Annotated in this window: 9 protein-coding genes; 8 read left to right on the plus strand and 1 reads right to left on the minus strand. The window is 61.3% G+C overall.

Annotation, left to right across the window (positions count from 1 at the left end; translation table 11 throughout):
• Positions 1–20: 20 nt before the first annotated feature.
• Complete coding sequence (locus tag TQ38_RS28060; protein WP_052505805.1) at positions 21–1,061, plus strand: AraC family transcriptional regulator; 1,041 nt, start codon at positions 21–23, stop codon at positions 1,059–1,061.
• A 214-nt stretch (positions 1,062–1,275) separates the two neighbouring features.
• On the opposite strand, the gene TQ38_RS28065 is transcribed toward TQ38_RS28060, so the two are convergent.
• Complete coding sequence (locus TQ38_RS28065) at positions 1,276–1,680, minus strand: hypothetical protein (RefSeq protein WP_043976552.1); 405 nt, start codon at positions 1,678–1,680, stop codon at positions 1,276–1,278.
• 438 nt (positions 1,681–2,118) lie between these two features.
• On the opposite strand from TQ38_RS28065, the gene tehA reads away from it, so the two are divergent.
• From tehA to TQ38_RS28095, 7 genes are all read left to right on the plus strand, one after another.
• Entirely contained in the window at positions 2,119–3,144 is a 1,026-nt protein-coding gene (tehA, locus tag TQ38_RS28070; protein WP_043976684.1) for a dicarboxylate transporter/tellurite-resistance protein TehA, read from the plus strand.
• Positions 3,141–3,461: a hypothetical protein gene (locus TQ38_RS30315; protein ID WP_043976550.1), complete on the plus strand. Its 321-nt coding sequence runs from the start codon at positions 3,141–3,143 to the stop codon at positions 3,459–3,461. Before tehA ends, TQ38_RS30315 begins: the two co-directional genes overlap by 4 nt.
• A gap of 346 nt (positions 3,462–3,807) precedes the next feature.
• A complete protein-coding gene (locus TQ38_RS28075; protein ID WP_043976548.1) occupies positions 3,808–4,326 on the plus strand; it encodes an RNA polymerase sigma factor in 519 nt (172 codons plus the stop codon).
• A gap of 36 nt (positions 4,327–4,362) precedes the next feature.
• Positions 4,363–5,349 carry a FecR domain-containing protein gene (locus TQ38_RS28080; protein WP_162792451.1) on the plus strand — a complete coding sequence of 329 codons (987 nt, stop codon included), beginning with the start codon at positions 4,363–4,365 and terminating at the stop codon, positions 5,347–5,349.
• A 196-nt stretch (positions 5,350–5,545) separates the two neighbouring features.
• Positions 5,546–7,666: a TonB-dependent receptor gene (locus TQ38_RS28085; protein ID WP_240198200.1), complete on the plus strand. Its 2,121-nt coding sequence runs from the start codon at positions 5,546–5,548 to the stop codon at positions 7,664–7,666.
• 460 nt (positions 7,667–8,126) lie between these two features.
• Positions 8,127–13,259, plus strand: a complete 5,133-nt coding sequence (locus tag TQ38_RS28090) for an autotransporter domain-containing protein (protein ID WP_052505804.1) — start codon at positions 8,127–8,129, stop codon at positions 13,257–13,259.
• Between the two features lie 260 nt (positions 13,260–13,519).
• Positions 13,520–20,329, plus strand: coding sequence for an outer membrane autotransporter (locus TQ38_RS28095; RefSeq protein WP_240198201.1), 6,810 nt, complete (start codon positions 13,520–13,522; stop codon positions 20,327–20,329).
• The last annotated feature ends 41 nt before the right edge of the window (positions 20,330–20,370 follow it).

Consider the following 20,370-nt stretch of genomic DNA (forward strand, 5'->3'; position numbering starts at 1 on the left):
TATGGTTACAATGTTTGCGGATGGCCATGATGAAGGACCTTGGTCGCACGATGGCCGCCATGGCGGCCGACGATTTTTTCATAGCGCACCGTCCGGATGAGCTCGATCCGGTCCGCTTTGACCTTCAACGCTGCAGCGACCCCCGGCGCGCGATCCAGAGCGTGTCGGAAGTCTTTTGCCCTCACCGCATCGTCCATCACGAGCACGGCATCCCTCTCGATTTTCGCCACTCGTCAGCCCGGCTAGAGCGAACTACGTTCAATCAGATCGCCTATGGCAGCAATATCGATGTCCTTATCGAGGAAACCAATCGGGCCCAGTATATTTTCCTGGTGCCTTTGCGCGGTGAGATGCGGGTCACCGGCATCCAAGACCTGCAATCCCTTGCCGTGGGCGACTACATGCTGATGGGGCCCGACACCCCATACCGTTTCGTCCATGAAGTTTCCGATGCCCATCTTGCGGTCAGTGTACCACGCCGGCTCATCGAGCTAGGCGACGAAGGCTTCGTCGGTCCAGGCGTCGGAATTGACCCTGAGCCGGTCACCGATCTCGCCGGTAGCTTGATAGACTACCTGTCGTTCGTCTGCCGCGAACTCCAGCGCGGCGGCGCCGCCTTTGAGTCAGCTTCCGTTCGCGGGGGCGTCGAGGATTCCATTGCCGGCATGATGAAGTCGATGCTGAACGGCCGTGCTGTGCAATTGCCCCAAAAATCAGGCGCAGCGCCCGGCCATGTCCATCGTGCTGAAGCCTTTATGGAAGGGCATCTCCATGAGGACATAACGATCGAGATGATCGCACGCGCCGCGGGGGTCCCCGAACGAACGCTTCATCACGCGTTTGCGCGCTTCCGGAGTATGTCACCGACCCAATGGTTGCGTACCCGGCGTCTCGACGCCGCACGGCGCGACATCATCGCGAGCCGCGGACATGCCAACATCCTCGAAATCGCCAACCGCTACGGCATGCAACACGGGGGCCGTTTCGCGGCCTACTACCAGCAGCATTTTCACGAGTCGCCGTCGGACACATTGCGGACATCGCGGCCGTCGCGAACCTGAGTTCCCGGTAAAGGATTTGGCGTATAATGGATGTGCTTGCCGAAATCGGATAGGTTCGTGGCGCCGTCCCTGACAGGTTGAACGCTCTTCAGGGAGAGCGACGATGCCTCTACAAACCGAGCCGAGCGACCAGGCCAGCGCTCATCAAACAAAGCCAGCGGTTGGTTTCACCGCGTGCCGCCTCCAAGAGGACACGGCGCCCCTGATCAACCGGTTAGGCGACGATCGCCCCGCTTGGCTCGCTGCCATCAACCTCACGGCTGCGCGCCACTTTCTGGAATCCGATCCGCCCCGCCTTGCCGGTAGCCGAGTGTCTCTCCTTCGGTTGGTCAACTCGCTCGAACAAGATCGCGACGGTTCTGACATGATCGTTGCGCAAGGTTTGCCCGATGCTCTCGCGATGCCTGCGGACCTCGACCTTCGAACAGTAGCGCGACGCGCATCGGCCATCGCTGCAGATCTGGGGCAGATGATTGACGGTAGCACCCGTGACGAAGCGACCCCGTTCGATCTCCACGCCGGCCTTGCAGCGGTAAGATATTCCATCCAGGATCTTGATAGTGCAATCGCAGCCATGTTGAGCGGTCGATGCCAGTTCGTTGGGTGAGCGGCCGATCACGAAAGCGTTCTTGGCAGGCCCGATTATCCTCGTACGGAGACATGGCGCTTAAGACTAACGCTCATGTCAACTGCACCCCTTGCATCGATGACGGTAACCAATAGTTCTGGTCCCGGGCGCGTGCGGCCCCGTGCCACGGTACTGACCCAGTCGGCCCTCGCTGGCGATTTCGAGCAGCCACCTACCCCGCCAATCCCGATACGCAGAAACGCGACCGACCATAGTCCACGGCCGCTGCCTTCTTAATGACCTGGGCTACGGTCTGCCAAAAAATGTCGCGGGAGTCAGTATGCCACTTGGTATGCTCACTTGCAGAAGGCGCCGCCGGCGGCACGCGGGAACGGGTCGCTGAGATAACAACCAATACCACTGTCTAGATTGGCGGCTCGCCAGCGACGGTGCAAAGCCTTGTGTTGGCTGCCCATGCACCCCGAGGAAATGCGAGTGACGGAATTGGACGAAAGGCTTGCATCGCGGGTTCCTGCCTCGCTCTTTGGCGTCGTTCTCGGCCTTGCCGGCCTCGCGAATGCGTGGCGAGCCGCGCATACGGCTTGGCATCTCCCCGCAGCAATCGGTGAAACACTGTTTTTCGCAGCAGTTGCGGCGTGGCTCGCTGTCACGTCCCTTTACGTTCTGAAATGGTTTCAAGCCACGGACCTAGCCTTGGCCGAATCGGAACATCCGGTGCAATGCTGCTTTATCGGCCTGGCCGGCGTCAGCACACTCCTGATAGCACAAGGTGCGTTGTCATTTTCCCGCGCTTTGGCGATCTTTCTTTTCGTCGTCGGCGCGGCCGCTACGCTGACCTTCGCATTGTGGCGCACCGGGAGACTATGGCGAGGTGCGAGGTCACCCGCTTCAACGACCCCGGTTTTGTATCTGCCGATGGTGGCGGGCTGTTTTGTAAGTGGCACAGTTGCGAGTAACCTCGGGTGGCAAGATTGGGGCCAACTGTTTTTCGGCGGCGGGTTTTTTGCATGGCTCGCTATCGAGTCGGTTCTCTTGCATCGCCTTTACACCGGCGAGACACTTCCTCCTGCTCTTCGGCCGACGCTCGGTATTCAATTAGCGCCTCCTGCCGTTGGGGCTGTGAGCTATCTTTCGGTTGGGCAGGGCGCCCCGGATCTGATGGCTCACGCCATGATCGGGTACGCTATACTGCAGGCGTTGCTCCTCATCCGCATGAGCCGATGGATTACAGAGCAAGGGTTTTCGGCAAGCTATTGGGCATTCACGTTCGGCGCGACAGCTTTGGCGGCAGCATCGATACGGCTCGTTCCGATCAACGGTGAGGGCGCCATGACAGCCATTGCTCCGGCCGTATTCATTCTTACTAACTCGCTGGTAATTGGCGTCGCGACCGGAACGGTACGTCTCATTCTTCAAGGGAAATTATTTCCCCCGCCTTTCGCAAGTACGCTTCATGACACTCAAAAATGCAATCACAATGGAGAAATGAGATGAAATTGCTGAACCGCCTTTTGGCATTTGTTCCTGCAACGGCATTTTTGACCTTTGCGGCTCCCTCAATGGCCTCCAGCGACAGCGCTTGGGCCGCGTTCAACGGACAAGTGACGCGCGCGTGCGTAGTCGCCAGCGGCATTCGTAACTCCCGCCCATCGAAAATCATTGCCTTTGATGACGCCGTTGGAAGGGTAGCAATGCTTGTGTCGGATCGCACCCGCGGATCGTCCGTCTCCAAACTCTGCCTTTATGACAAGCGAACCAGAAAGGCCTCCGTCGATGACGCGGAAATGTGGTCTGCGCCTCCGCAGCGCTGACAGATCACGCCGCGCTTTATCCACGCATAGCCTTGCGCGCTATAAATCGCCGTGAATGCAATGCAGCTTTCGTGACGATGACAGTATCCGAAGGCACACTATTGCTGGGGTATGGCCGAGGCGATGCGACCTGCCATATTGTCGCGCCGCTGAATTCGCAGCGCGGGCCCTGCGCCTCGACCCGCGGGCTGGGCTCCGGGCTGTCGCCGGTCTCATTGTCGGCACTCGACCCGACAAGAGGAGAGGCTGGCCCACCCGCTTCGGAAAATCACCGCGGGGGCTTGCGTTACCGCCGGTTCGGTTTCTATTTTGTTACAAACTGTTCAACCGTGGGTCGCCGTTCGGCATGACTGATAACGAAGACGCGGGCTCGGCCAGTCTCGCGGATATCCTGCTATCGAACCGGCCTAGATTGCGCGCCTACCTGCTTGCCCGCGGCGCTGGTGACATCGCGGACGACCTGCTGCAGGAAATGTGGATCAAAGCTTCGCGCCTGGACCGCAACGTCGAGCCGAGCGCTCTTTCGTATCTCTTCCGGATGGCAGAAAGGCTACTGCTGGACACCTGGAGGCAGGCAGGCAGGCGATCGGCTAGAGATACAAGCTGGTCGCAGCTCTACGAACAGGGCGAAGGTTCCTCCAGCGAAAATCACCTTATCGCGCGGGAAGAGATCAATATCGCAACTCAGCGCTTGCAGGCGATGGGCCCGAGAGTCGAGTACGTATTTCGCCGCTACCGACTTGAAGGAGCAACTCAGCAAGTGATCGCGGGCGAATTGGGAGTTAGTTTGAGCACCGTGGAGAAGGATCTGCGCAAGGCCTACGTTGCCCTGTTGCAAATCAGGACGCATCTCGATGCGGTTTGAGCTATGCGGCGGCGTTACAGCGCGAAGGACATGCTGATGGACCGCACTCGCGTTGAACAGGAAGCGCTCGAATGGCTCGTGAGGTTAGGTGACCCCCGCTTCGAGAACTGGGAATCGCTGACATCCTGGCTGGCCATGTCGCCGGAGCATGCAGATGTGTTCAATACCCTCCAACTGGCAGAGGCAGAGGCGCTAGACCACCTCCAGTCGGTTGAAACAGAAGCAGTCTTGCCGGCAAACTCTTCACCGGATGCGCCCACACTCGATGAAGCCGCCAACGACAATCCAGTTGCAGACCGCCGATTATGGCCATTCGTGGCATGCGCCGTAGCCATCGCATGCATTGGATTGTGGTTGCAAACGCATGGCAAAGAGGCCGCGGGCGAAATAGCCTGGCAGGAATACCGCACCGCAAGCGGAGGGCTTAAGGAACTGCAGCTAGCGGACGGTAGCAAACTGGCTCTCAACGGCGACACGTTTGTTCGAATTGCAGCTAACGGCCGGGAGGCCACTTTGGATACCGGCGAGGCGTTCTTCACGGTGCGCCATGATCCTGAGCACCCGTTCGTGGTCCGCGCTGGAGGCGCATTGATAACCGATGTCGGCACCCGCTTCAACGTCACACGGGATGGTGATGGCGTCACCATAGCGGTCGAGCATGGGGAAGTTGCACTGACGACAAATGGTCAGGACCATATGAACCTGATCGCCGGTCAAGGTGCGACGTTAACCGGCGGACACTTCAGCAAGTTTCGCATCGCCAGCGACGACGTCGCTGGATGGACCAAGGGCAGGCTCCAGTATGACAGCGCGCCGCTGACCCGCGTGATCGCCGATGTTACACGAACAACCGGCTTGCGGATCAAAACTCGCGCCGGTGGCGACCAGCGCCGGTTTACCGGTACGATCCGCACCGACGGCTCCCGGAAGGCATTGCGCGAGCGCATAGCGATCCTGCTCGATGCAGAAGTAGAAGAGCCTATCGATAGAGGGGCCGGACAGGCAGCAAATGCGGATAATTAGCGCCTCCGCGCTCGCAATCATACCGCTATGCCTGCCAAACGCTGCTCTAGCCCGGGACATTGCCATCCCTCGTTGCACGCTTGCTCAGGCAATCGCGATTATCGCTCGCGGGACGGGGAGCAGCATTGGAACAACCAATCCCGCGCTGTTGGGGCGCCGGATCGCGCCTGCACGGGTGTCGGGCGGCGTCGACACCATGTTGCGTCAGATACTTGGGAACGGTGTGGTCCTGCGCAGGATCTCCGGTGATACGTGGTTGATTGTGGGAATTCGTCAACTTGAAGTAGAGCCAGCTGCCCCTGCACCCATCTTGTTCCTGCCCGAGAGCCACGGTCCCTCCATCGTCGTAGCTGCACCTCGGCAGAATCATCAAGGTTTCGCATTACACGCGGGAACCCGCACCATTCCGGGAACCTCGTTCGACGCTGTTGCGGGCCTGCGGGGAACCCAAGCGATCGCTGATAGGGTCGCTCTGGTCACTTCAACGCATCAGGGGCCGGGCCGCGATAAGCTGTTTTTGCGCGGTATTGCCGATTCCAGCTTCGCCGGCACCCGAGCGTCGACTGTGGCGCAATATCTTGGCGAACAGCGACTGACGTACCGCGCCCCGGATCCCGGGCTACTCCCCTATGACCTAGCCGAGGTCGAAGTCAGCCCTGGGCCACAGGGAGCGCTTTACGGCGCAGGCGCGCTTGGCGGCGTGATTCGCGCGCATCCTCGCTCGCCTGAAATCGGAGAAACCTCGTTGAACCTGTGGAGCGGGTACTCCGGCACAGCACAAGGCGGCCCCGGAACGGATTTCGGCGCGGTGATAAATCTGCCCGTCGGCCCTGAAAAGCTTGCCCTGCGCGCTCTTGGTTACAGAACCAGCGAGGGCGGATATATCGACGACACCTTGCGAGGATTGAAGGATGTCAACCGTGTGCTCACGCGCGGGGGGCGGATCGCAATGCGCTACAAGGACGGGGACTGGACCGGCGATGCAGTCCTGGTCGGGCAGAAAATCCGTACGCACGACGCTCAGTATGCCACCTCGAGCCCCCTCGAACGAGGCGTTCCAATCGCCGAGCCTGCAATGGACAGTTTTGCACTGGGCTCTGCAACGCTTCGCCGGGATGGCGAAAATACCCATGCAAGTGTGACAGTCGGTACGGTACGCCAGGACCTCGAGGCGGTTTTCGCAGCGACATCCCTCGACGGCCGCGCGATAGCGTTTCAACAAGCCAATCGGGCCTCCCTGCGCACACTTGAAGCACGGGTATGGCATGAGCCAACGTCGAGTCATGCCGTGCAGTTGGGTTGGATCGCAGGGATGGCAGTTCTGTCCAGCAGATCAGCAGAAAGCCGCGAAGTCCTGCCTACCGATCCGGCAAACCGTCTTCGGATTCGCAACCACAACACGGAGATCAATGCCTTCGGCGAGATGAGTCTTCATCTTTCCCATGGCCTGATCATCGGCGCCGCTTTGCGAGCGTCCAAAATCACGTTGGACGGTGACGCATTTGGCAAGCTCGACAGCTTCTACTTTTCCCGCGAGCAAGCGAAAATACAGGTCCGACGTAGAGAGACAAGGCTATTGCCTTCCCTTTCTGCGAGCCTTGACCTGGGCATGGGCACGCGAGTGATTGCGCGCTACGGAACCGGCTATCGGCCAGGCGGAGTGTCCGGCGGCGTTGTTTCTCGGCGTTTCGCATCCGACCGGATATCGACTCTGGAAGTCGGGTTACAGAATGGGCGCATCGGGCCCTTCGAGTTGGATGCGACGCTTGCCTGGAGCCACTGGAGCGATGTTCAGGCCGACCTTCTGACGCCGATCGGTCTAACTTACACAGAAAACATTGGTGAGGCGCGAGTCCTCTCGGCGGATGTCGCGATTCGTGCACAGATCACGCCTCGCCTCACGGTCGGTGGAGCGGCCATGCTGGTGAATGACCATCTCAAGGCAATTGATGACCTGCTCGATGGCAATGCGTCGCTTCCCAACATTCCGGATATCAACCTCAGGGCGCAGGCGCGATATGTGCTGACCATGCCGCGAGGACGTACTTTGGCGCTGGATGCTGCCATGGTGTACGAGGGCATTTCACACCTCGGGAGCGGTGCAAACCTTAATTTGCGCCAAGGCGGGACCACTCGGATCGATCTGGCCAGCCGGTTTTCAATAGGCCGGTATTCCGTCACTCTTTCGGCTGAGAATCTTCTGAACGCGCGAGGCAACACGTTTGCCCTGGGCAATCCCTTCACGCTACGCATGGTCTCGCAAAGCACACCGCAAAGACCGCGGACCGTTCGCCTGGGTGTTGAGGCCTGCTTCTGACAAAATTCTGATTTCCAGTACGGGTAAGAACCTTTCGCGGCGTTGAGCGGCAATCAAGGGGCAACGGGTCGGATCCTTAGCCGTTTCCGACGCGATAGCGCGCCAGCGCCACGTTGCACGCTGCCCGCAGGCTTTGGATCCGACCGCCGATTGCTCCTGCATACCGCCAGGGAGCACCATCTTGCGCAACGATCGCCACGAATTTAGCCTTACACTAAACCCAATTTCGAAATCTCGTCCAAGTCGGCTTGCACTACGGCTGGATACCTGTCTAACCGGCGCGGCCACTGCCATACTCATAAGCGCGGTTCCTGCCGCCGCTGCTCCTTCAGCAGGGAGGCTGACCCTGACGGCGCCGGTCCGCCCGTCTTTTGAACATGATGCCGGCACAAGGCGCGATATTCCTGGCTCGAGCGGTCCCACTCAGGATCTCACGATCCGTACTGGGGAATCCACCTCGGTGCCGCATGCCGCCGAGTTCGTCGGCGGCGTAACCGTCATGGTGTCGTCTGGCCAGAAACCCTCCCCGGTTGCCGATGGCTCCAGTTCCATCAACGCGGACACGTTCGCGATCGGCGGCAACGCTGGGGTTGCGGACCTGACGGTCCACTCATCCCCGCGCTACAGCGTGGTTGAGAACGTGAACATCGATGCCGGTCCGATCGTGACCTCCCACGATGACATGCCGGGGATCGAAACCCGTACGGAGGGCAACACGGTAATCACCGCCTCGTCGGTGACAACCTCGGGTGCCAATTCCGCCGCCATCCATGCCTACGGCAAGGGCGATATAGCGATCGAAGCGGGCCCGATCCTAACCACCGGGTACCGGTCGGACGGCATATACGCAAACACCAACATCGGCGGGGCTGCGGGCAACATCACGATCAGTGCCGATCAGGTCGGCACGGGCGGGGAAGGCTCCGTCGGCATCCGCGGGAACGCCTATTCCGGTGGGACCACCGTCCATGCCGGAAAGGTAAACACCGCTGGCTATGGGGCCGACGGCATTTACGGTTCAAGCTATCTTGGCAATGTCGATATCGACGCCGGGTCAGTCCATGTGAGCGGGGACGGATCGCGCGGCATAGTCGCCTATTCCGGCGGCACGACCACGATCAAGGTGGATGACGTTACGTCCAGCGGTGGGAATGTCGGCCGGGCATTCCTTGGCACTGGCATCAAGGCGGTCGGGGCAGCAGTCAACGTGACGGCGGGCTCTGTCAGCACCGCCGCAGATTATTCCGCCGCTATCTATGCGAACTCCAACTTCGTGCACGATAATGGACAGGCGCTGCATGATATTGCCGTTAGCGCCGGTACGCTCACCACGGCAGGGTATGGCTCCGACGGTGTAGACGCTATCAACGTCGGGCCGGGTGGTAGTAACAGCATCGCGGTTGGCAGCATTAGCACCCAGGGCGATTATGCGTTCGGGGTGTATTCCTCTACCGTCTCCGGATCCAACATGGTGACGGTCGGCGACGTCACTACGCACGGGAGCGTCGGCCATGGGATCGACGCTAGCAGCACTTACGGTAGCGTTACGATCACTGGGGATACGATAAAAACGCTAGGAGGCGGCTCCCACGGCGTCTTGGCCCAAGGGGGCGGACAACCGCAATCCACGGGACAAGTCCTTTCTGTGAGCATCGACGCCATCGAGACAGGAGGCTATGCTTCGGATGGCGTGCGCGCCCTGACCCTTGGACGGCAAATGAGTACCGTCATCGATGTTGGCACGGTCAAGACCTCCGGCGACCATGCGTACGGCGTCAACGCATACACCAACGGCACTGGCAACTCGATCACGATCACAGCAGGTACCGTTGAAACATCCGGCATTGGCTCCACCGGCATCAGAGCCGTAAATGGCTCGGTCGCCGGGGATACTACGATCGACGCGGGAAGCGTGAAGACGACCGGCGACCAAAGCAGCGGCATCTACGCCACAAGCTATGACGGCTCACTCAATATCCACGCGGCGAACGTCGAAACGAAAGGCTCCGGCAGCATCGCCGTGCTCGCGACCAACGCGTATGGCGATGTCGCTGTCAATGCCGGCAAAGTGACGACCAGCGGGTCTGGTGCACACGGCATCGAAACGATCGCACACCACAGCGTTATCGTCGCGGGGGATATCCAGACCTCCGGCGATCTCGCCAACGGCGTCTATGCGGTTGCAGTCGCCTCGTCTGGCGGCAATCCCGGTACCGGTGCCGGGTCAATCGATATCGACGTGGGCAATGTCTCGACCACGGGTTACAGTTCGACGGGCATTCGAACGTTTGCCGATATCCCTGGGACGGACGTCGATGTCCGGGCTGGAAGCGTAACGACCTCAGGCGACAACGCCTGGGGTATCTACGCCTCGACGTTGTCCGGGAACATCTCCGTCGATGTCGGGCATGTGACAACCTCGGGTAATTATGCTTCCGGCGTCGTCGCTCATTCGTTCTACGGTGACGTGGAGGTGAAAGCCAGCGACGTGCAAGTCACCGGTGCTCGAGGCAATTCCATCGAGGCCATGAGCACATTGGGCTATGGCACCGTCAAAGTCACGGCACACAATGTGACTGGAGGCGCTTTCGGCAGCGCAATCTACGCCCGCGGCGCTTCGGTTGAGCTAAATCTGAGCGGAACAATTACGAAGTCTGGTAGCTATGCCGCCGTTTCGGCGTTGGCGGTTGGTGGCGATCTGACGATCCATAACAACGCTGCCATAACGACGGTCGACGGCGAAGTTGCGGCGATGGGTATCATCGCCCTCGCAAGAGGCGACGTAAACATCGACGGAAAGGGAACAATCTCGACGCAAGGCAGTGATGCCAGCGGGATTCGCGCCTATAGCGGCGTTGGCGGCTCGGTGAAGATCGCCCAATCCTCTATCACCACGAGCGGCTACGGATCGCACGGCGTGACTGCGGTGACGAGCGACGAAGGCGGCTATAACGGCAAAGAGGGAACGGGCGGGATCACGGTCAGCCTCGGCTCGATTACAACCACGGGTGAGGCAAGTTCGGGGTTATTGCTTTCGGACAATACCAAGCGCGGTGATGCCGTCGCTTTCGTGAGCGGCGACATCACGACATCAGGTGCCTTCTCGCACGGAGCAAGCCTCTATTCGGCCAATCATACTGCGGCTCTATCGGTCCACGGCATCGCCACAGAAGGATATTTTGCTCAGGCTGTTCATTTGAACGGCCATGCCGACGCCTTGAACTTCACAGGACCGATCTCCACGCAGGGCGCTCTCGGAAACGCGATCGTGGCTTATGCAGGGAACGGCGGCATTGTCATCACCGGCAGCGGCAATGTGACCACCAAGGGCGCATACTTCGCATCCGGAATCCGAGCTACGTCACCTGGTGATATCAATATCGCCCTTGATGGGCTGGTCTCTACCGAAGGACGGGGGTCCAGCGGGATCGCGGTCACCGAGCGCAAGCGCCACTCTGAGGTCTACCCCTTCGATCCACCCACAGTGAAACTGACGGGCAACGACGTCAGCATAGCGCTTGACCTGCCGGGAGCAGACCCGCGCGATGCCGAGGAGGCAGCGACCGGCGGCAAAATCTCCATCGCCGCTCGGGCCGTAAGTACCAAGGGGGTGAACGCTGACGGCATCATGGTCAGCACGACTACCGGATCCGTCGCGATCACCAGCGGCGATATCCTGGTAGGCGGACAAGGGAGCCGGGGAGTGTTCGCTGAAGGTAGACGCATCATCGCAGATACCCGAAATACCACTTCCGCCAAGGCCACCGCGCTGGAGTTGCGGGGCTATGATAGCGCGGATCTCACTGTCCGCGGTGCAGCGAAGGGCGGCACTGATGGTGTCGCCCTGCAGAGCTACGCCAACCATCTCGTCGTGACGAAGGCGGGTTCGGTCTATGGGGTCCAAAACGGTATTGTGATCGATGCTACCCCTCACGTGACGCCGGTCGTGCATTACTGGGGCTATGCACCCGAAAGCTACATTGGCGATGACGAGCCGCAGCCGCTACCGCCCGCCAATCCACACCCTGGCACGGCCATCATCGACAATTCCGGCGTGATCTCGGCGGGGGCTGGCTACGCCATCACTGTTACCGGTGGCAGTGCCCATATCAACAACGCAGGCACCTTGATGGGCGCCATCCATCTCGGCGATTTCAGCGACACGTTCGTCAACACAGGTCGTTTCACGGCGACGAAGGACAGCGACTTCGGCGCTGGCCGGGACGTGTTCACCAACAGCGGTATCCTGAGTGTATCCAGCGGCACTGGGTCAGCGGCGCGTGCTGCAATCGCGCCGGTTTCCATCACATTCAAGGGGCTCGAGCGGTTCGACAACAGCGGCCTCGTCGACCTGCGGGGCGGCGCTGCGGGCGATACCCTCACGCTGACCGGCGATTACTTCGGTTCGGGCAAGGCGCAGCTCGGCCTCGATCTGGGCAAGGGTGTCGCCGACAAGCTGGTGATCCAGGGCGCGGCGACCGGTTCGACCGGCATTGTCCTCAACCAGCGCGCCAGCGATGCCACACTGCTGACCAAGCCGATTGAACTCGTCAAGGCCGGCACCGGTACCGCGGCGAGCGCCTTCCACATGGACGTGCCCGATGTCGGGCTGGTCCACTACTCGCTGGCCTACAACGCCGGCAGCTTCGGCCTGACCGCCCAGGCAGGTGCTCCTGTCTATCGCCTCGCGCGGATCGGTGAGGGCGCACAGGCTGTATGGGATCAGTCAGCGCAGGCGTGGAGTTCGCACATGGCGCAGCTTCGCGACGACGCACAGCCCGGCACCCACGTGTGGGGTCAGGTCTATGGCGGTGTCTCCAACCGTGACGCTTCGCAATCGATCGATGGCACCGACTATTCCCTGGACTATCGTCAGGACTTCTACGGGTTCCAGGTGGGCGTCGATCTGGGCGGGTCGGTCGAGGATGCGAGCGCGAGCGTGTTCGGCGTGACGGCAGGCTACATCAGCTCACGCCAGAACTTCGAGCAGGGCGGCGACCGGGCCGCGTTCGATACCGTCAACGTCGGGGCCTACGGCTCGGTCAAGCGCGGAGCCTTCTTCGCCAATGCGTTGGGCCAGTACGCCCACCACTCGATCGACGCGCATGGCCGGGTGCTCGACTGGTCGGACAAGACCGATGGCAACAGCTACGGCGTCCAGGGCGAGGTCGGCGCACGGCTGGGCTCGGACAAGGTCTTCGTCGAGCCGCTCGCCTCGCTGGCATGGCAGAAGGCCGATATCGGCGGGCTGGATCTGCTGGGTCAGTCGGTCACCTTCGGCAATCTCGACGGGCTGACCGGCAAGCTGGGTGCGCGCATCGGCGGGACGGCCAAGGTCTTCGGAACCGAAGCGATATTCTATGCCCGGGGCACCTACGTCCACCAGTTCGACGGCAAACCTGCCGCGACGCTGGTGAGCGGCGGGACTTCGCAGGACATCGAAGGGCGCCGCATGGGCGACTACGGCCAGGCGGCACTTGGCGTGACCATCCTTTCCGATGGCCCGGTCAGCGGCTTCATCGAAGGAAATGCCGCCTTCGGATCGTCCACCAAGGGCGGCGGCGGCCGCGCCGGTGTGCGCTTCCAGTTCTGATCATAACGAGGAGGACCGGCCATAGCGCCGGTCCTCGGCAGACACACGATCAGGGATACTTCCCGGCCTGACCCGAAAGAATCATGGCAGTTCTGTAATTATTATTACGGGTTACTCGCTGGCGCGGCGTTTGAGCAGGCATCAAGGGGGCAACGGGTCGGATCCCGGGGCAATTCACATCGCCACAGCACCGCCGACTCCGATCGGCGAGCGCCGGATCCGACCGACGATTGCTCCTGGATGCTACCAGGGAGCACCACGTGCAAGACAACCGCGTTTACACGAGCCTCAAGTCTGTTCGTCCTTTCCGATCGCGACCGTATCGCAATGCCCTTGGGCTCGGCACCTGCCTGACGGGAGCCGCTGCCGCTCTACTCCTCGGCGCGGCACCGGCAGCCGCCGCGCCTTCCTGCGGCCTGCTGACACTGACGGCTGTTACCTGCCCATCGTCGGCCAGCTACCCTGGCGGCATTCATTACGCTGTTAGTGCGGGAGAGACCACGCAGGATCTGACGGTTCATCTCGGCGACGGCGTGTCGGTCGAAACCGGTGACGATTACGTTAACGGCGTCACAGTCACTAACTTCTCCGGCGGGGCGGCTTCCGTCATCGCGGATGGAGTCAGCACCGTTACCACCCATGGCACGGGTTCGATCGGCGTCGCAGGCAACACTGACGCAGGCGATCTCACGATCCACATCGGCGACGTCTTTACCGCAGGGAGCGAAGCGCACGGCATCGTTGCGGGTAGTGTCTCAGGCGCGGTCGATGTCAAGGTTGGCTCGGTGAAGACCAGCGGCGACCTCTCGGACGGCGTCCACGCAACTGGCTACAGCGGGCCTATCAACGTCTCTGCGGGCAATGCCGAAACCAGCGGGCTCTACTCGCGCGGCATTTACGGGTTGAGCACGCAGGGCAGTCTGACCATCGATGCAGGATCGGTCACCACGCACGGCGATTATTCGGTCGGCATCGCCGCGCAGGCGGGGCAGCGCCCAATCTTCGACGAGGAAACAGGCGTTCCCTCGCTCGGGACCCCCGTAGACCTCACGGTCCATGCGCACAGCGTGCACACCAGCGGCTATGCATCCGACGGCATCATCGCAACCAACTTCACGATGGGAGACACCCACGTTTCGGCAGGTGACATAACCACCACGGGAGACAACAGCTGGGGCGCCTATGCCGGCGGCTTTGGTAGCGTCGCTCTGTCGGGTGAAGCGATTGAGACCAGTGGTTTCAATGCCGTCGGCCTTGGCGCAGTGAGCTTCTACGGCGACATCAACATCAGCGCTGGAAACGTCACGACGCACGGCGAGTTCGCGACGGGTATTAATGCTCTCGCCTACGGCGCCAATGCCCGACTTACTATCAATGCAGGAAGTGTCACGACAAATGGCGACCGAGCGGCGGGCATCTATGCTGCGGGTTCCTCGGGCATCCTCGGTGAAGACCACAAATTCACGGTCAATGCCGATAGTGTAACGACCAACGGCACCGACACGGCAGGGGTCGTCGTAAAGGCCGGCGGTGACGTTGCGGTCAACCTTGGGACGGTGACCGTGAATGGGGACCGTTCGCGCGGTGTGTTCATTCGAACCAGCGACGGAGATATGACGCTTTCGATCGGCAGCATCGTTACGAAGGGGGCGGTCGCGTTCGGTCGCGACGCGGTGGGTCTGTCTATAGGGAGCGGCTTCGGGAAGGTGGATGCCGGGATCGGTTCCATCAGCACTGCGGGCGATCATTCCGCCGCAATCTTGTCGACGGGGTTATACTCGGATCAGGCTTTCACCATCAGTGGGGCTCTGACAACCACGGGCCAAAATTCCGCAGGTTTCCAGTCATTCCTCCAGTACGGCTCTCTCAATCTGGAAGTCGGAACCATCTCGACCTCCGGAGATGACAGCCCCGGCGTCTATGCCGTGGCCTATGGTGCAGACACGACGATCAAGGCCGGGCAGGTCTCGACCGGCGGGAGCAACTCTGCGGGCATCAAGGTCACGGGCATCAGCACCGACGGCCTCAGTCATCAGATCGCTATCGATACAGGCTCTGTCACGACGAAAGGTGACCAGTCCTCGGGCATTGATGTGCTCGCGCTTGGCAACGATGCAAGCATCCACGCAGGCGCCATAACCACCGCCGGTGCCTATGCGTCCGGGATCAAGGTCACTGCCGTGCGCGGCTACGGCGACCACGGCTTCTTCGGCGGCGACGTAACGGTAGATGCGGGCACGGTCCTTACCACCGGTGACAATGCCTCCGGCATCGAAACCGTCTCTGACGGCGCGACCACGATCAAGGTCGGCTCAGTGGCAACATCGGGTGCGAACTCGGCAGGTATCCACGCCTACGGCTATGGCGACATAACCATCGACGCCGGGTCTGTGACGACGTCCGGCTACCGATCTGACGGCATCTACGCGAACAACAACGTTGGTGGGCTTTCAGGCGGGATCACCATAACCGCCGACGATGTGCACACTACCGGAGAAGGCTCTGCGGGCATCCGCGCCGCCGCCTATCAGGGCAACACGTCGATCAATGCCGGCCAGGTGACCACCGCCGGCGACGGCGCAGATGCTGTCTACGGCTGGAGCTATTACGGCAACGTCGATATCGACGTCGGCTCGGTCGCTACCAGTGGCAAGGGCACGAGAGGCGTGGTCGCCTATTCCGGCGGCACAACCACGATTAATGTGGGAGACGTGACCACTACCGGCGCCAACGTCGATCGCGCTTTCCTTGGTACCGGGATCAAGGCAGTAGGAGCCGCAGTCCACGTCACCGCGGGCTCTGTGAGCACCTTGGCGGACTATTCCGCCGCGATCTATGCCAACTCTAACTTCGTCCACGACAACGGTCAGGCTGAGCATGATATCTCCGTATCAGCCGGTACACTGACGACCGAAGGGTTTGGCTCCGATGGCGTCGATGCGATCAACATCGGCACGGATGGTAACAATGCTATCACTGTCGGCAATATCAGCACACGCGGCGACTACGCATTCGGGGTATACTCTTACGCTGTGTTCGGGGCGAACACGGTCACGGTCGGCGACATCGCAACGCGAGGCAAAGTCGGCCGCGGCATCGATGCCACGAGCGTCTATGGCGATGTGACGGTCACGGGCAACACCATCACGACCAAGGGCGATTACGCCTACGGCGTGCTGGCCAAGACCGGGGGTGCTCAACTCTCGACCGGGCAAACCCTTGCAGTCAGCGTGGGAGACATCGCCACCGATGGCTTTGGTTCCGATGGTATCCGCGCTCTGAGCCAGGGCCGGCAGATGAACACGGTTATTAATGTTGGGACTGTCAAGACCGGCGGGGACCTCGCTTACGGTATCAACGCCTACACCAGTGGTACCGGCAACGCCATTTCCATCACCGCAGGGTCGGTCGATACCGGAGGAAAGGAAGCCGTCGGGATCCAGGCTGTCAATCTTTCGGTCGCAGGCGACGTAGCCATTGATGTCGGCAGCGTCGCAACCCACGGCGATGTCAGCTCAGCCATCTTCAGCTTTGCGTATGACGGCGACATCTCGATCAATGCAGGCACGGTGGCCGGGGGCGCGATCAGGGCATCGTCACTTTACGGCGACGTGAATGTTGTCGCCGGTTCCGTCAGTTCGGATCACTACAACAGCACCGGCATTGCCGTGAGCGGCGAGAATATTTCCGTGAAGGTGGACAAGGTCGAGGAGACCGGCACCCTCGGCGTTGGCATTCTTGCCCTCGGTGGGAAGACAGTCAGCGTCAATGCGGGCGAAATCCTCACAACCACCGATGGCGGCTTCGGGGTAATCGCTGAGGGAACCGACGTTACGGTGAACGTCGGAAAGGTGAAGACTACTGGCTTCACCGGCACGGGCGTCTACGCCGCCGTCTTCGGCAGTGGAAATCATGGTGACATCACCGTTACCAATTCGCTCACCACGTCCGGCGATCTTTCCGATGGCATCTTCGGGCTCTCGGGGGGGATGATCGCCGTACACAACCTGGGAACACTGGAGACCTCTGGCGAAGGCTCGCGCGGCATCGTTGGCTTCGGCATGGAGGGTGTGACGATCGATGGCTCCGGCACGATCTCGACGAGCGGTGATTTCGCCACGGGCGTACTTGCGCAGGCGCTGGGCGGCACTGTCTCGATCACGCAGGCCGCTATCACTACGAGTGGCGCCAAAGCCGGCGGCGTCTACGCGGGCGTCTATGGAACGAACCTCGATGGCAGTCCGGTCAGCGGCAACATCCGCATTGACCTGGGATCGGTTGCGACCAAGGGCGACCTCTCGGACGCGATCGTTGCCGTGAACAATGCGCAAGGCGGTGCAATCGACATCAAGACGGGCACGGTAACCACCAGCGGTGCGGGGGCCAGCGGTATCGTCGCAATCGGTTATACCGGAGCGATCCAGATTACCGCCGGCAATGTTACCACAACAGGCGACCTGGTGCCCGGTCAGCCCATCGATGAGTACCACTCAACCGCGCCTCACTTTAGCCACGGCATCTACGCGGTCGGGGCGAGCGTCGACATCAACGCCACCGGCGCGGTCTCGACCAAAGGAGACTTCGCTGCCGGCATCTACGCCGCCGCGCTCGAGGGTAACGTGGCTATCCATGCCAACGATGTCTCTACAACGGGCTACAAGGCAGTCGCGGTTCGCGGCTACTCTGCAGACGGCGGCGTATCGGTAATCACGTCCGGCGACATTTCGACCAAGGGCAAAAATGCCTACGGCGTGCTGGCATTTGGTGCTGGACCGATCCAGGTGACGAACAGCGGCGATATTTCTACGTCCGATAAATTTGCTCACGGAATCTACGCGATCGGCGGAACAGCAACGCTTTCAACCGTGTCGGTTTCCAATACCGGCAATATATCGGTGAATGGGGAGGGCACTGACGCGATCCGCGCGATCAGCCACGGCGGTGACTTGAATGTCACCACGGCAGGTTCGATCACAGCGGCGGGTAAATATGCAGCAGGCGTCCTTGCCGTAGTCGAGCGCAAGGCCCGCGGCACGGACAAGGTAGCGCTGGCGGAGGATGTTACCCCCAATCTCACTCTGGACCTTGGCAAGGTGTCCGTTTCTGGCGAAGGTTCGGTGGGCGTTGCCGCGATCAGCTATCGCGGGGATGTGTCTATCAAGGCCCAGAGTGTGGACGCCTCGAAGGGAGGCGCGGGCGTCTCGGCGCTGGCTGCCGGATCAATCGACATCAAGGTGGGCGACGTATCGTCTGGCGGCCGAGGCATCTTCGCCAATGGTTATGGCCATACCGAGGTGAGTGTTACCGGATCCGTCATAGCGCCCAACCACGTAGCGATCGAGATGAACTCGTCGAGCGAAGACACCGTGCTAAACATCGGCAAGGGCGCTGTCGTTGTCGGGGGTGGGCAGCACAATCCGGCTGACGATCCCTACGTTGGTATCGGCAACGCGGTGATCCTTGGGTCATACACGGGCGTGAAGCTCAACAATGCGGGCACCATCCGTAATCTGGGGGACGGCTACACGATCCTCATGGTCGACCTTGGGGCTGGCGATGACCTTTACACGGTCCATGGCGCCGGCATCACCAACTCGGGCCTGATCGAGGGTAACGTTAAAATGACTGCTGTGGGCGACACGTTCGTCAACACGGGTCGTTTCACGGCGACGAAGGACAGCGACTTCGGCGCTGGCCGGGACGTGTTCACCAACAGCGGTATCCTGAGTGTATCCAGCGGCACTGGGTCAGCGGCGCGTGCTGCAGTCGCGCCGGTTTCCATCACATTCAAGGGGCTCGAGCGGTTCGACAACAGCGGCCTCGTCGACCTGCGGGGCGGCGCTGCGGGCGATACCCTCACGCTGACCGGCGATTACTTCGGTTCGGGCAAGGCGCAGCTCGGCCTCGATCTGGGCAAGGGCGTCGCCGACAAGCTGGTGATCCAGGGCGCGGCGACCGGTTCGACCGGCATTGTCCTCAACCAGCGCGCCAGCGATGCCACACTGCTGACCAAGCCGATTGAACTCGTCAAGGCCGGCACCGGTACCGCGGCGAGCGCCTTCCACATGGACGTGCCCGATGTCGGGCTGGTCCACTACTCGCTGGCCTACAACGCCGGCAGCTTCGGCCTGACCGCCCAGGCAGGTGCTCCTGTCTATCGCCTCGCGCGGATCGGTGAGGGCGCACAGGCTGTATGGGATCAGTCAGCGCAGGCGTGGAGTTCGCACATGGCGCAGCTTCGCGACGACGCACAGCCCGGCACCCACGTGTGGGGTCAGGTCTATGGCGGTGTCTCCAACCGTGACGCTTCGCAATCGATCGATGGCACCGACTATTCCCTGGACTATCGTCAGGACTTCTACGGGTTCCAGGTGGGCGTCGATCTGGGCGGGTCGGTGGAGGATGCGAGCGCGAGCGTGTTCGGCGTGACGGCAGGCTACATCAGCTCACGCCAGAACTTCGAGCAGGGCGGCGACCGGGCCGCGTTCGATACCGTCAACGTCGGGGCCTACGGCTCGGTCAAGCGCGGAGCCTTCTTCGCCAATGCGTTGGGCCAGTACGCCCACCACTCGATCGACGCGCATGGCCGGGTGCTCGACTGGTCGGACAAGACCGATGGCAACAGCTACGGCGTCCAGGGCGAGGTCGGCGCACGGCTGGGCTCGGACAAGGTCTTCGTCGAGCCGCTCGCCTCGCTGGCATGGCAGAAGGCCGATATCGGCGGGCTGGATCTGCTGGGTCAGTCGGTCACCTTCGGCAATCTCGACGGGCTGACCGGCAAGCTGGGTGCGCGCATCGGCGGGACGGCCAAGGTCTTCGGAACCGAAGCGATATTCTATGCCCGGGGCACCTACGTCCACCAGTTCGACGGCAAACCTGCCGCGACGCTGGTGAGCGGCGGGACTTCGCAGGACATCGAAGGGCGCCGCATGGGCGACTACGGCCAGGCGGCACTTGGCGTGACCATCCTTTCCGATGGCCCGGTCAGCGGCTTCATCGAAGGAAATGCCGCCTTCGGATCGTCCACCAAGGGCGGCGGCGGCCGCGCCGGTGTGCGCTTCCAGTTCTGACCATAACGAGCAGGGCCGGCCATAGCGCCGGTCCTCGGCAG

The sequence above is a fragment of the Novosphingobium sp. P6W genome (genome assembly GCF_000876675.2).
GTDB lineage: Bacteria > Pseudomonadota > Alphaproteobacteria > Sphingomonadales > Sphingomonadaceae > Novosphingobium.

What these genes read in the sequence shown, in the direction of transcription:
- TQ38_RS28075 (WP_043976548.1), top strand. Translation starts at nt 3,808, where the DNA reads ATGACTGATAACGAAGACGCGGGCTCGGCCAGTCTCGCGGATATCCTG.
- TQ38_RS28080 (WP_162792451.1), top strand. Translation starts at nt 4,363, where the DNA reads ATGGACCGCACTCGCGTTGAACAGGAAGCGCTCGAATGGCTCGTGAGG.
- TQ38_RS30315 (WP_043976550.1), top strand. Translation starts at nt 3,141, where the DNA reads ATGAAATTGCTGAACCGCCTTTTGGCATTTGTTCCTGCAACGGCATTT.
- TQ38_RS28085 (WP_240198200.1), top strand. Translation starts at nt 5,546, where the DNA reads ATGTTGCGTCAGATACTTGGGAACGGTGTGGTCCTGCGCAGGATCTCC.
- TQ38_RS28060 (WP_052505805.1), top strand. Translation starts at nt 21, where the DNA reads ATGGCCATGATGAAGGACCTTGGTCGCACGATGGCCGCCATGGCGGCC.
- tehA (WP_043976684.1), top strand. Translation starts at nt 2,119, where the DNA reads ATGCGAGTGACGGAATTGGACGAAAGGCTTGCATCGCGGGTTCCTGCC.